12 protein-coding genes are annotated in these 12,701 nt (G+C 57.9%); 7 read left to right on the top strand and 5 right to left on the bottom strand.

Annotated features, from left to right (window positions below):
- Window positions 1-53 precede the first annotated feature (53 nt).
- Window positions 54-1,436: an MFS transporter gene (locus GV819_RS10435; RefSeq protein ID WP_161755994.1), complete on the top strand. Its 1,383-nt coding sequence runs from the start codon at window positions 54-56 to the stop codon at window positions 1,434-1,436.
- 58 nt (window positions 1,437-1,494) lie between these two features.
- Here GV819_RS10435 and GV819_RS10430 read toward each other — a convergent pair whose 3' ends face one another.
- The 4 genes from GV819_RS10430 to flgA form a co-directional block, all read right to left on the bottom strand.
- Entirely contained in the window at window positions 1,495-2,241 is a 747-nt protein-coding gene (locus tag GV819_RS10430) for a flagellar brake protein (RefSeq protein ID WP_161755993.1), read from the bottom strand.
- A gap of 96 nt (window positions 2,242-2,337) precedes the next feature.
- A complete protein-coding gene (locus tag GV819_RS10425) occupies window positions 2,338-2,805 on the bottom strand; it encodes a flagella synthesis protein FlgN (RefSeq protein ID WP_161755992.1) in 468 nt (155 codons plus the stop codon).
- 48 nt (window positions 2,806-2,853) lie between these two features.
- A complete protein-coding gene (gene flgM, locus GV819_RS10420; RefSeq protein WP_161755991.1) occupies window positions 2,854-3,171 on the bottom strand; it encodes a flagellar biosynthesis anti-sigma factor FlgM in 318 nt (105 codons plus the stop codon).
- Window positions 3,172-3,320: 149 nt separating this feature from the next.
- Window positions 3,321-4,082, bottom strand: a complete 762-nt coding sequence (gene flgA, locus GV819_RS10415; RefSeq protein WP_161755990.1) for a flagellar basal body P-ring formation chaperone FlgA — start codon at window positions 4,080-4,082, stop codon at window positions 3,321-3,323.
- A 75-nt stretch (window positions 4,083-4,157) separates the two neighbouring features.
- On the opposite strand from flgA, the gene GV819_RS10410 reads away from it, so the two are divergent.
- The 6 genes from GV819_RS10410 (at window position 4,158) to flgE (ending at window position 9,182) form a co-directional block, all read left to right on the top strand.
- Window positions 4,158-5,090 (top strand): chemotaxis protein CheV, encoded by a 933-nt coding sequence (locus GV819_RS10410; RefSeq protein ID WP_161755989.1) that lies wholly within the window; start codon window positions 4,158-4,160, stop codon window positions 5,088-5,090.
- Window positions 5,091-5,133: 43 nt separating this feature from the next.
- The gene (gene cheR, locus GV819_RS10405) at window positions 5,134-5,961 is read left to right on the top strand and encodes a protein-glutamate O-methyltransferase CheR (protein ID WP_161755988.1); all 828 of its coding nucleotides are present in this window, start codon (window positions 5,134-5,136) and stop codon (window positions 5,959-5,961) included.
- Between the two features lie 248 nt (window positions 5,962-6,209).
- Window positions 6,210-6,617 carry a flagellar basal body rod protein FlgB gene (flgB, locus tag GV819_RS10400; RefSeq protein ID WP_161755987.1) on the top strand — a complete coding sequence of 136 codons (408 nt, stop codon included), beginning with the start codon at window positions 6,210-6,212 and terminating at the stop codon, window positions 6,615-6,617.
- A gap of 3 nt (window positions 6,618-6,620) precedes the next feature.
- Window positions 6,621-7,064: a flagellar basal body rod protein FlgC gene (gene flgC, locus GV819_RS10395; RefSeq protein ID WP_161755986.1), complete on the top strand. Its 444-nt coding sequence runs from the start codon at window positions 6,621-6,623 to the stop codon at window positions 7,062-7,064.
- Between the two features lie 15 nt (window positions 7,065-7,079).
- Window positions 7,080-7,808, top strand: coding sequence for a flagellar hook assembly protein FlgD (gene flgD, locus GV819_RS10390; protein WP_161755985.1), 729 nt, complete (start codon window positions 7,080-7,082; stop codon window positions 7,806-7,808).
- A gap of 30 nt (window positions 7,809-7,838) precedes the next feature.
- Window positions 7,839-9,182: a flagellar hook protein FlgE gene (gene flgE, locus GV819_RS10385; RefSeq protein ID WP_161755984.1), complete on the top strand. Its 1,344-nt coding sequence runs from the start codon at window positions 7,839-7,841 to the stop codon at window positions 9,180-9,182.
- Window positions 9,183-9,430: 248 nt separating this feature from the next.
- Here flgE and GV819_RS10380 read toward each other — a convergent pair whose 3' ends face one another.
- On the bottom strand, window positions 9,431-12,325 hold the full coding sequence (locus GV819_RS10380; RefSeq protein WP_161755983.1) for a ribonucleoside-diphosphate reductase subunit alpha: 2,895 nt from the start codon (window positions 12,323-12,325) through the stop codon (window positions 9,431-9,433).
- Window positions 12,326-12,701: the final 376 nt, after the last annotated feature.

Here is a 12,701-nt window from a genome sequence, read left to right as displayed (position 1 = left end):
CCCCGTCTTGCCAGGGGTCCGGCACCTCATTCAAGGAGCCGCTCGGAACGCCGATGCGCCAAATCTGGAAATCCTTTCGAGCGCTTTATTTTGCCTCGCTGATGATGCTGATCGGCTCGGGTCTGCTCAGTACTTATCTGGCGTTGCGCCTGGCCGCCGATCATGTCGATAGCCTGTGGGTGGGCGCGCTGATGGCGGCCAACTATTTCGGCCTGGTTCTGGGGGGCAAGCTGGGGCATCGGCTGATTGCCCGGGTCGGGCATATCCGCGCCTACGCCACCTGTGCCGGGATCGTTGGTGCAGCCGTACTCGGGCATGGGTTGGTGGACTGGCTGCCGGCCTGGCTGGTGCTGCGGATGATTGTTGGCCTAGGGATGATGTGCCAGTACATGGTCATCGAAAGCTGGCTCAACGAGCAGGCCGATGCCAAGCAGCGTGGGTTGGTCTTCAGCGGCTACATGATTGCCTCTTATCTGGGGCTGGTTCTGGGGCAGTTGATTCTGGTCATGCATCCATCCCTGGGGCTTGAACTGTTGATGCTGGTAGCCCTGTGTTTTGCCTTGTGCCTGGTGCCGGTGGCCATGACCCGGCGTATTCACCCGGCGCCTTTGCATCCGGCGCCGATGGAGCCGCGGTTCTTTATCAAGCGGGTGCCGCAATCCCTGAGTACGGTGTTGGGTTCTGGGCTGATCGTCGGGTCGTTCTACGGCCTGGCGCCGCTCTACGCGTCGCAGCAGGGCCTGAGTACCGAGCAGGTGGGCCTGTTTATGGGTAGCTGTATTTTTGCTGGCCTGGTGGTGCAGTGGCCGCTGGGCTGGTTGTCCGATCGTTACGATCGGGCGCTGCTGATACGTTGCTTTGCGTTGTTCCTGGCGGTGGCAGCCTTGCCCTTAGCGATATTGCCTGCGGTGCCGCTGGAGGTTTTGTTCGTCCTGGGATTTTTCTGTTCCCTGGTGCAGTTCTGCCTTTATCCGTTGGCGGTAGCCTTCTCCAATGATCATGTCGAGGGAGACCGACGGGTATCGCTGACGGCGATGCTGTTGGTGACCTATGGCGTGGGGGCGAGTATCGGGCCGCTGGCTGCGGGGGTGCTGATGAAGTTGTTCGGCAGTCAGATGCTCTACGCCTTCTTCAGTTTCTTTGCGCTGGTCCTGGTTTGGCGGATCCGGCCAAAGGCTGTGACCAATCTGCATCAGGTGGACGATGCGCCACTGCACCACGTGGCGATGCCGGACAGCATGTCCAGTTCGCCTTTGGTGGCGGCCCTCGATCCGCGAGTGGATGAGCAGGTGGTTCAGGATCAAATGCAGACCACGCCTGCGCCAGACGCGGCACCTGGGGAGCCGGAGTCAGAGGCGCCCGACATGCCAGAAGTGGTGGATGAGGTGCCGCTTGAGGAGTGCGCGCGGGATCATCTCAGTGGGGCCAGGCCTTAGCGCCAAAAAAAACGGGCAGTGCCGCAAGGCACTGCCCGTTTTCATTGATGCCTGGTGATTAGATGTCGTCTTTATCGAAGCGCCGCGCTTCGCGCTGCAGTTGATAGACGAAGCGCTCGACCTGACGCTGTACCAGGCCGCTCATGTTATGAAAGCGCACACCGGCAAAGGTCGTGTTGATGCGTTCCTCATGGTGCAGGTAACGCAATTCAACTGGAGCGGTCATGCTGCCGAAGGGCAGGGCTGCGATAAAGCGCTCATAGACCTGGCCCAGTTGCAGGTGCGAGGAAATGTCGCCGTCGAAGCGCAACTTGCAACCGGTGGCGGAAATGTCCAGCAGTTTACCGTTGAGGGGCGATTTTAGTTTCTCGCCGCTAAGTTCGATATCCACCAGTTGTGCCAACTTCAGTGCGGCACGGAAGGCGTTTCGACGTTGGTGGTAAACCACTTCGTCCGGCAGCGCGGTATGGTAGCAGCGGCCGCCGTTGGATTCATCCAGGGTTGGCAGGCCGTTGCTTTCCCAGGCAATGCGTACACCCTCATGGAAGCCTTCAACGCGAAATGGCTCGCCCGCCAACATGAAGCGTTCGCCGTCGCGGGGAATCATCTCGTCGAGGGCAATCATGTTGCTCTCGCGGTCCACTTCCACCAGATAGCTTTGGAAGCGCTGGCTACGCTCGTGGAAAGTGATGATCAGTGGGTCATGGCTCTCTTGCAGCAACCGCAGGTTGGAGGAAATTTCCAACGCAGTGGTGAGCACCTTAGGTGGCTGCGGAGCATCTTCCGCGTTTGAGGCGTTGAACACGGTTCATCAATCTCCAGACAAAATACAACAACACGCATGAGCTGGCATTTTGCCAGCATGTTTCACGGCTTGGTAGCGCGCGCTCATTTTTGGGGCTTAAGCCTGACTGAGTGGGCGGGGCTTCGCAAGCATTGAGGTAGAGCCGCGGGCGTCATAGAGGGCTGGAGGTTCGCCGCCATTGAGGATTTTCAACTGGTTGGCGGTGGTGGCTTGCTGAATCTGGATCGATCGACCGTTGAGCTCGTTGGTGGCTTGGCAGTCGGCCAGCAGTTGGGTAAGGAGATTGCCCTGCTCAAGCAGTTGCTCACCCAGGCTTGAGTGGCTGGCCAGTTGCTCGAGGCCGGCTCGATTGGTCGGCAGGTTCAGGCTCGCGAGGATCTCTGTGCGTTTGCGGCCATGCTGTTCCAGCAAAATGACCAGGGCTTGCTTCTGCGCCAGAATATTTTCCAACAGCGGCATGTCGCGGCCGTGCAGGGCTACGGATTCGGCTTTCAGCAGCTCCAGCAAGTGTTGAGCTGGAGCAAAGTCATCGTTGATCAGTTGCAGTAGATTGGTGTCGTGCATGGCTGGCCTTGGGGGTTAAGCGTCCAAAAGCCTAGCGCAAGCCTGTGGCTAGCGCAGGGCTTCGAAATTAAGCAGTTTGCTGGCTATACGGTTGCTATCGACCTTATAGCTGCCATCGGCAATGGCTTGCTTCAACTCGGCCACCCGGGCTTTGTCGACAGCAGGCTGATCGCGCAGCTTGTCAGTGATTTTCTGCAACTGTTGAGCCTCATTGCTGAGGTGTACTGATTCTCCGCTTTTGCTGGTCTCGGCCGAAGTCGTCAGCGGCGTGGATTTACCGGCATCGCCGGTTTCCTTGCTGGCGCTAGTACGCGTACTGCCTGTCAGTGAAGGGGAGCTGTTTAAACGGCTGAAGTCGATGACCATGATGGAGAAAACCTCTGGGTATTTGGACGCTTGCCATGTTTTCGGCCAAACCCTGAAAAACTTTAGGCCAAATCTCGACAAGCCAGCGCAGGTATCTGCGACCCGTTATCGACCACAGTTTAGGGAACGAGTGGGCCTAGCGCCAGTCACTACATAGCCACTTCCACTTGTCCGGGGGCGGTGACGCGCGCCTTGATCACTCGCTGCGAGTTCAAGTTCTTGACCCGGATCTGCTCGCTCATGCCGCCGTTGGACAGCGCCTCGCCCGGCATTCGTACATTCAAGGTGCCGCTGCGTGCCGAAATCACCACCTGGTCGCCTTTGCGCACCACTTCGGCCTGCTCCAGGTGAGCCAGGGTGATGAGTTGGTCGGCTACCATTGGTCGGACAAGTTTCTGCCCAATGGCTTGGTCCACCGAGGTCAAGTAGCCCTGATTGTTCTGGCTGATATCCCGCTCGCGCAATACCACATCGTCCGGTTCGATGATTCCAGTACGTTTAAGGGCGCGCGAGCTGGTAACAACTTCGCGAAACAGTTTGACCTGCGCCGGTACAAACACCGTCCAGGGCGAGGCGCCTTCGCAGCGTACCTTGACCGTGACCCGTCCTAGTGGCTGCGCCGGACTTTCCAGGCTTGCTGTCAATTCCTTGTCGCAAGCGGGCATGTGCATGCGCGGGTCCAGTTGGTTAACCTGGATTTCGTAGCGTCCTTCCGTTTGACTGGTGGCCAGATAGTCTTCTACCGTGAATTCAAGAAACCCTTGAGTGACGCCGATAAGAAGATCAGGCAGGGTGAGCGAGTCAGCAACGGCAGGGCTGCCAGGGTTTAAAATGCACAGCGCCGACAACCCGCAAAGCAATTTGCGGTAGTGTGATGTCAGGCGTCGGAAAAATGTCGTTTTGGCGTTCATAACAGTTAAAAAGCAAGCCCCGTGCCGTTTAGTAATGAGCGTGCGTCGGATCTTAAAGCTTTGGGGAGTCTGGGCATGGCTGGTGTAATGGATTCGGTGAACCAGCGCACGCAATTGGTTGGGCAGAATCGCCTGGAGCTGTTGCTTTTCCGTCTTGATGGGGGGCAGCTCTACGGGATCAACGTATTCAAGGTTCGCGAGGTGCTGCAATGCCCCAAGCTGACCGTGATGCCCAAATCCAGTCCTGTGGTGTGCGGTGTCGCGAATATTCGAGGGGCGACCATTCCGATCCTGGATCTGGCAATGGCCACTGGCTCTGGCGGATTGAAAGATCAGAGCAATCCGTTCGTCATCATCACTGAGTACAACACCAAGACCCAGGGGTTTCTGGTGCGCTCAGTGGAACGCATCGTCAATATGAACTGGGAAGAGATTCATCCGCCGCCCAAGGGTACCGGGCGTGATCACTACCTGACGGCGGTGACCCGGGTGGATAACCAACTGGTCGAGATCATCGACGTGGAGAAGGTGCTCGCGGAAGTCGCACCTACTTCCGAAGCGATTTCGGTCGGTGTGGTGGATGTCGAGACCCAGCACAAGGCAGTTTCCCTGCGGGTGCTAACCGTCGACGACTCGTCGGTGGCGCGCAAGCAGGTCACTCGTTGCCTGCAGACTGTGGGTGTTGAAGTGGTGGCCTTGAATGATGGTCGGCAGGCACTGGACTATCTGCGCAAGTTGGTGGATGAGGGCAAGAAGCCGGAAGATGAGTTCCTCATGATGATTTCCGACATCGAGATGCCTGAAATGGACGGCTACACCCTCACGGCCGAGATACGCAACGATCCACGCATGCAAAAGCTGCATATCATCCTGCATACTTCGTTGTCAGGCGTATTCAATCAGGCGATGGTGAAGAAGGTCGGTGCCGATGACTTCCTTGCCAAGTTCCGCCCTGATGACCTGGCATCCCGGGTAGTCGACCGGATCAAAGCAGCAGACCATAGCTGAGGGCACCAGCCCTTGGCGGACATAGATTTAAGAGGCGGCAGCATTGTCTACGGGTAATTTGGATTTTGAACAGTTCCGGGTCTTCCTGGAAAAAGCCTGTGGTATTTTGCTCGGGGAAAACAAGCAATATCTCGTCTCGAGCCGTCTCAACAAACTGATGGAACAGCAAGGCATAAAAACCTTGGGTGAGTTGGTTCAGCGTATCCAGACCCAACCTCGCAGCGGATTGCGCGAGATGGTCGTGGACGCCATGACGACCAACGAAACCTTATGGTTTCGTGACACCTATCCGTTCGAGGTATTGAAGAACAAGGTGCTTCCCGAGGCGATCAAGGCCAGCCCCAACCAGCGCCTGCGGATCTGGTCGGCCGCCTGCTCGTCGGGGCAGGAGCCCTACTCGCTGTCGATGTCCATCGATGAGTTCGAGCGCAGCAATATGGGACAGTTGAAGATGGGGGTGCAGGTCGTGGCCACCGATCTGTCCGGAACCATGCTCAATAACTGCAAGACCGGCGAGTACGACAGTCTGGCGATTGGTCGTGGCTTGTCGGCCGAGCGTCTGCAGCGCTTTTTCGATCCCAAGGGGCCGGGGCGCTGGGTGATCAAGGCGCCGATCAAGAGTCGGGTGGAATTTCGCTCGTTCAACCTGCTGGACAGTTATGCCAGTCTCGGCAAGTTCGATATCGTATTTTGCCGTAACGTGCTGATCTACTTCTCGGCCGAGGTCAAGAAGGACATCCTGATGCGCATTCACAGTACTCTGAAGCCGGGTGGTTACCTGTTTCTGGGGGCTTCCGAAGCGCTCAATGGCTTGCCAGACCATTATCAGATGGTGCAATGCAGCCCGGGGATCATCTACCAGGCGAAGTAAGCAGCGATTGCGCAATGAAAAAGGAGGCCTATGGGCCTCCTTTTTTATGCGCGTCATTTGAGCTGTACAGGCTGAAAGCGGCAGAGCGATTGCCGCTTTGCCGGCGTTTCGCGGAAAGTCATTGCCGCTTTTCTGGCATTGCCGCGGCATCTGCGCCAGCAATCCCTTGATTTACGGGGCTTGCGGACTTGGCACGCAGCTTGCTACATCCAGGTTACGAAAAATCAGGTCACCCAAAGGTTTCCGACATGAGCATCAGCTTCGATAAAGCGCTCGGTATCCACGAACAGGCTCTTGGCTTTCGCGCCAAGCGTGCCGAAGTACTGGCCAACAACATCGCCAACGCCGATACCCCGAACTACAAGGCTCGGGATCTGGACTTCTCCGCGGTGCTCGCCGAGCAGAACGACAAGGTTAAGAACGGCGCTTTCGCGTTGAACATGACCAACAACCGGCATATCGAAGCGCAAGGCTTGAGCGGTGGCGATGAGTCCCTGCTGTATCGCACGCCGATGCAACCCTCGATCGACCAGAACACCGTGGATGCCCAGCTTGAACAGTCGAGCTATGCGCAGAACTCAGTGGATTTCCAGGCCAGCTTCACGCTGCTTAATAGTAAGTTCAAAGGGCTGGTTGCAGCCCTGCGCGGAGAGTAATCCATGTCCCTTGCCAGTGTTTTCAATATTGCCGGTAGTGGCATGAGCGCTCAGACCACCCGTCTGAACACCGTCGCCAGTAACATCGCCAACGCCGAGAGCGTGTCGTCAAGCATCGATCAGACCTATCGCGCTCGTCATCCGGTATTCGCCACCATGTTCCAGGGCGCGCAGAGCGGTGGCACTGATTCGCTGTTCCAGAATCAGGATGCTGCAGGCCAGGGCGTACAGGTGCTGGGCGTGGTCGAAGACCAGAGCAATCTTGAGGCCCGCTACGAACCTAATCATCCAGCCGCCGACGCCAAGGGTTATGTCTACTACCCCAACGTCAACGTGGTGGAAGAGATGGCCGACATGATCTCCGCCAGCCGTTCGTTCCAGACCAATGCGGAAATGATGAACACCGCCAAAACCATGATGCAGAAGGTCCTGACCCTGGGTCAGTGATAAGGGGCGAATCCAATGAGCGTTACTGATACCACCAACGCCCCATCCCTCAAGGATGTGCTGGCCAATTCGTCGAAAAAAACCACGACCACCAGCGCCGATGGCCTGGCGGCGGCCACTAACAGTGCGACCGGCAAGCAGTCCCTGGGCAAGGATGCGTTCCTCAAGCTGTTGGTGACTCAGCTGAACAACCAGAACCCACTCGATCCTCAGGACAACAGTGCGTTCGTTGCCCAGTTGGCGCAGTTCTCCACCCTCGAGGGCATTACTACCCTCAATACTTCGGTGAACTCGATCACAGGCAACTACAAATCGTCCCAGGCCTTGCAGGCTTCTTCCCTGGTGGGCCGTTCGGTCATCGTGCAGACCGGTACCACTCAGGTGGATACCAGCAAGAGCATGACCGGCTCGGTGACCGTACCGTCCAGCGTGAGCTCGGTCACCGTGACCGTCACCGACAAGGCTGGCAACACCGTCAAGACTATCGACATGGGCAGTCAGAAAGCCGGCAATGCCAGCTTCGTCTGGGATGGCACCAAGACCGACGGTACCAAGGCAGATCCGGGTAATTATACCTTCAAGGCCAGTACCACCATTGATGGCAAGGGCACTGACTTGGTCACCTACCTGCCGGCAACGGTCAACAGCGTCACTATCAGCCAGACCGGTGGTGAATTGATGTTGAACCTGGCCGGTATGGGCAGCCCGATTGCCCTGTCCAAAGTACAAACCATTGGTATCTAGAGCCGACTAAACCGGCACAAGGAGTGGAATATGTCTTTCAATATCGGCCTTAGCGGTCTCTACGCTGCCAACAAACAGTTGGACGTTACCGGCAACAACATTGCCAACGTCGCGACCACGGGTTTCAAGTCATCTCGTGCAGAGTTCGCCGATGTGTACTCGGCCACCAAACTGGGCAGCGGCACTCAGGTCGTGGGTAACGGTGTGCGCCTGGCCAACGTTTCCCAGCAGTTCACCAACGGTGATATCAGCAACACCGGCAACGTGCTGGACATGGGTATCCAGGGCCAGGGTTTCTTCGTGCTGAGCACCAACGGTTCCCTGACTTATACCCGTGCCGGTACTTTCAAGACCGACAAGGAAGGCTACATCACCAACAGTGATGGCACTGCTCGCCTGCAAGGCTATGCGGTCGACGCCAACGGCAAGATCGTCAACGGTGTGCTGACCGACCTGCGGATCGATACCTCGAACCTCGCACCGAAGCCGACCGACTCGATCTCCTCGACCATCAACCTGGATTCCAACGCAACCCCGATCAATACTGCCGCGACAACTCCGGCGTATGTGTTCAATCCGACCGACAACACCACCTACACCAAGCAGTTCAGCACGCCGGTCTACGACACCCAGGGCAACAAGCACGTCATGGATCAGTACATGATCAAGACGCCGAATGCCAACACTTGGCAGACCTATACCCTGATCGATGGTCGCAATCCGGATGGCTCGGCCTTCAGCATGGCCAACCAAGCACCGATCACCATGACCTTCGACTCGTCGGGTAAGCTGCAGGCTGTGACTCCGCCAACCCCGGCGACTGGCAGCCAGTTCACCGTCGTCGGTAACAACGTTGTCATGTCTGCTGCCGCCTGGACTCCAGGTACCGTTACCAACGGTGTATTCGCCCCCAACGGTGCCAAGGCCGCGCCGAACGGTGTCAGCATCGACATGACCAAGACCGGTTCGGTGTTCGGTGATAGCAACCGTTCGGTGATCGCGCAGAATGGTTACGCCACCGGCCAGATCAGCAGCCTGACCATCGACGGCACTGGCGTCATGCTGGCCAACTTCAGCAACGAGCAGACCAAGCCGATCGGTCAGATCTCCCTGGCAAGCTTCACCAATGAGCAAGGCCTGCAGCCAGTTGGCGGCACCAGCTGGAAAGAAACCTACTCGTCCGGTATTCCAGGTTATGACGCGCCGAAGACTGGCACCCTGGGGGCGATTCAGTCCAACTCCCTGGAAGAGTCCAACGTCAACCTGACCAACGAACTGGTCAACCTGATCAAGGCCCAGAGCAACTATCAGGCGAACGCCAAGACCATCTCCACCCAGAGCACCATCATGCAGACCATCATCCAGATGACCTGATGCCGGTGGGTTGAAGCGCTGTACGAAAAGCCCCTCCTGGAGGGGCTTTTTTGTGCCTGTTCCCTGCAGAATCTACTGCTGTAGGAGCTGGCTTGCCAGCGAAGGCGGCCTCGGAGGCAGTGCCGCCTAGATTCTCTTCGTCGGCAAGCCGACTCCTGTGGGTTTTTCGCAGGCAAAAGAAAACCCCCGATAAGCCGTAGGCGTATCGGGGGTTGTGGCAGGTGCCTGCAGGCACCTGTCAGCTCAGCTTATTGGCAAGCTTCGCAATCCGGCTCGTCGATGGCGCAAGCCTTCGGCACTGGAGCGGGGCCGGCAGGAGCGGCCAAGACCGAGTCGTCACCGTGGTTGCCGCCGCTGGAAACGGCGTTCAGCTTGCCGGTGTTGATGGTCGACTTCTCGGTGCTGGTCGCGGCCAGGGCACGGAGGTAGTAAGTGGTTTTCAGGCCACGGTACCAAGCCATGCGGTAGGTCACGTCGAGCTTCTTGCCCGAAGCGCCGGCGATGTACAGGTTCAGCGACTGAGCCTGGTCGATCCACTTCTGGCGACGGCTGGCGGCGTCGACGATCCACTTGGTGTCCACTTCGAAGGCAGTCGCGTAGAGCTCTTTGAGTTCTTGCGGGATGCGCTCGATCTGCTGCACCGAACCGTCGTAGTACTTCAGGTCGTTGATCATCACCGAATCCCACAGGCCGCGGGCTTTCAGGTCGCGAACCAGGTACGGGTTGATCACGGTGAATTCGCCGGACAGGTTCGATTTCACATACAGGTTCTGGTAGGTCGGTTCGATCGACTGCGATACGCCGGTGATGTTGGCGATAGTCGCGGTCGGTGCGATGGCCATGATGTTGGAGTTACGAATACCTTTCTGCACGCGGGCACGTACTGGCGCCCAGTCCAGGGATTCGTTCAGGTCAACGTCGATGTACTTCTGGCCACGCTGCTCGATCAGGATCTGCTGCGAATCCAGCGGCAGGATGCCTTTGGACCACAAGGAGCCCTGGAATGTCTCGTAGGCACCGCGCTCGTCGGCCAGGTCGCAAGAAGCCTGGATCGCGTAGTAGCTGACCGCTTCCATGGACTTGTCGGCGAACTCTACCGCAGCGTCCGAGCCGTAAGGAATGTGCTGCAGGTACAGCGCGTCCTGGAAGCCCATGATGCCCAGGCCAACCGGGCGGTGCTTGAAGTTGGAGTTCTGCGCCTGTGGTACCGAGTAGTAGTTGATGTCGATCACGTTATCGAGCATGCGCACGGCGGTGTTCACGGTGCGTTGCAGCTTGGCGGTGTCCAGCTTGCCGTTGGTGATGTGGTTCGGCAGGTTGATCGAGCCCAGGTTGCAAACGGCGATCTCGTCCTTGTTGGTGTTCAAGGTGATCTCGGTGCACAGGTTCGAGCTGTGGACCACGCCAACGTGCTGCTGCGGGCTACGCAGGTTGCACGGGTCTTTGAAGGTCAGCCATGGGTGGCCGGTTTCAAACAGCATGGACAGCATCTTGCGCCACAGGTCTTTGGCCTGGATGGTCTTGAACAGCTTGATCTTGCCAGGGTACTGCGACAGGGCTTCGTAGTACTCGTAACGCTCTTCGAAGGCCTTGCCGGTCAGGTCGTGCAGGTCCGGCACTTCGGAAGGCGAGAACAGGGTCCACTGGCCGTCATCGAAGACACGCTTCATGAACAGGTCAGGGATCCAGTTGGCGGTGTTCATGTCGTGGGTACGACGACGGTCATCACCGGTGTTCTTGCGCAGCTCGATGAACTCTTCAATGTCCATGTGCCAAGTTTCCAGGTAGGCACATACAGCGCCTTTGCGCTTGCCGCCCTGGTTGACCGCTACGGCGGTGTCATTGACTACTTTCAGGAACGGTACAACGCCCTGGGACTTGCCGTTGGTGCCCTTGATGTACGAACCCAGTGCACGCACCGGAGTCCAGTCGTTACCCAGGCCACCAGCAAACTTGGACAGCATGGCGTTGTCGTGGATTGCGTGGTAGATGCCCGACAGGTCGTCCGGCACGGTAGTCAGGTAGCAGCTCGACAGCTGTGGACGCAGGGTGCCGGCGTTGAACAGGGTCGGGGTCGACGACATGTAGTCGAAGGACGACAGCAGGTTGTAGAACTCGATGGCACGGTCTTCTTTGTGCTTCTCTTCGATCGCCAGGCCCATGGCCACGCGCATGAAGAAGATCTGCGGCAGTTCGAAGCGGATACCGTCCTTGTGGATGAAGTAACGGTCGTACAGGGTCTGCAGGCCCAGGTAGGTGAACTGCTGGTCGCGCTCGTGGTTGATCGCCTTGCCCAGTTTTTCCAGGTCGAAGGTGGCCAGAACTGGGTTCAACAATTCGAACTCGATACCCTTGGCGATGTAGGCCGGCAGTGCCTTGGCGTATAGGTCGGCCATCTCGTGGTGAGTGGCGCTTTCGGCGACCTGGAGGAAGCCCAGGCCTTCGGCACGCAGGGTGTCCATCAGCAGGCGGGCGGTGACGAACGAATAGTTCGGCTCACGCTCAACCAGGGTACGGGCAGTCATCACCAGGGCGGTGTTGACATCGGTCAGGGCCACGCCGTCGTACAGGTTCTTCAGGGTTTCGCGTTGGATCAGGTCGCCGTCGACTTCTTCCAGGCCTTCGCAGGCTTCGGTGACGATGGTGTTCAAGCGGCCCATGTCCAGCGGCGCCAGGCTGCCATCGGCGCGGGTGATGCGGATCGATGGGTGGGCTTGTACCGGCTCTTCGCTGGTGGAGCGGGTGGCGCGTTCCTTGGCGCGGGAGTCACGGTAGATCACATAGTCACGGGCGACTTTCTGTTCGCCGGCGCGCATCAGGGCCAGTTCGACCTGGTCCTGGATTTCTTCGATGTGGATGGTGCCGCCCGAAGGCATGCGACGTTTGAAGGTTGCGGTGACCTGTTCGGTCAGGCGCGCCACGGTGTCGTGGATTCGCGACGAGGCAGCGGCGGTGCCGCCTTCAACTGCGAGGAACGCTTTGGTGATAGCGACGGTAATCTTGTCATCGGTGTAAGCAACGACAGTGCCGTTACGCTTGATCACGCGCAATTGGCCAGGTGCGGTAGCAGACAGATCCAGGTTGGAATCGGCGGCCTGCGGCGCATTGACCTGCGAGTTCTCGCGAGTTGTGTCGGTTTGCATGGGTGTCTCCACGTTCTCTATGTTTGTTTGGGCACCATTGAGGTGCCCACCGTTCCGTCCTGAAGCACTACAGCCGGCAGAGGCCGGGCATAACGACTTCGGGACAGTTCAGGAAGGGGGCTATGGGCGCCGCTTCCATGCCGAAGTCATGGGTGTCGAGCCAGTGCTCGGCACCTTGTTCCTGATGGGTGACAGTCTCTTGCTGCAACACCCGTACCGTTTTCCCCTGAGTAGGGTGGAAAACGGCGCCATCCGCACACGCGGTCTTGGTCTTCTAAATCAGCGATTGGTTCCACCAAACAGGAGCAAGAAAAGGGCTTGAGTTTCTTGTCTGATTTGTGTTTGGTTTTTTGTGAAAAACCCTAGATATAGGGAT

The sequence above is a fragment of the Pseudomonas sp. Fl5BN2 genome, assembly GCF_009908205.1.
GTDB lineage: Bacteria > Pseudomonadota > Gammaproteobacteria > Pseudomonadales > Pseudomonadaceae > Aquipseudomonas.
This window is presented reverse-complemented; position numbering and strand designations above follow the sequence as displayed.

What these genes read in the sequence shown, in the direction of transcription:
- GV819_RS10435 (WP_161755994.1), top strand. Translation starts at nt 54, where the DNA reads ATGCGCCAAATCTGGAAATCCTTTCGAGCGCTTTATTTTGCCTCGCTG.
- GV819_RS10425 (WP_161755992.1), bottom strand. Translation starts at nt 2,805, where the DNA reads ATGCACGACACCAATCTACTGCAACTGATCAACGATGACTTTGCTCCA.
- flgM (WP_161755991.1), bottom strand. Translation starts at nt 3,171, where the DNA reads ATGGTCATCGACTTCAGCCGTTTAAACAGCTCCCCTTCACTGACAGGC.
- flgA (WP_161755990.1), bottom strand. Translation starts at nt 4,082, where the DNA reads ATGAACGCCAAAACGACATTTTTCCGACGCCTGACATCACACTACCGC.
- GV819_RS10410 (WP_161755989.1), top strand. Translation starts at nt 4,158, where the DNA reads ATGGCTGGTGTAATGGATTCGGTGAACCAGCGCACGCAATTGGTTGGG.
- flgB (WP_161755987.1), top strand. Translation starts at nt 6,210, where the DNA reads ATGAGCATCAGCTTCGATAAAGCGCTCGGTATCCACGAACAGGCTCTT.
- flgC (WP_161755986.1), top strand. Translation starts at nt 6,621, where the DNA reads ATGTCCCTTGCCAGTGTTTTCAATATTGCCGGTAGTGGCATGAGCGCT.
- flgD (WP_161755985.1), top strand. Translation starts at nt 7,080, where the DNA reads ATGAGCGTTACTGATACCACCAACGCCCCATCCCTCAAGGATGTGCTG.
- flgE (WP_161755984.1), top strand. Translation starts at nt 7,839, where the DNA reads ATGTCTTTCAATATCGGCCTTAGCGGTCTCTACGCTGCCAACAAACAG.
- GV819_RS10380 (WP_161755983.1), bottom strand. Translation starts at nt 12,325, where the DNA reads ATGCAAACCGACACAACTCGCGAGAACTCGCAGGTCAATGCGCCGCAG.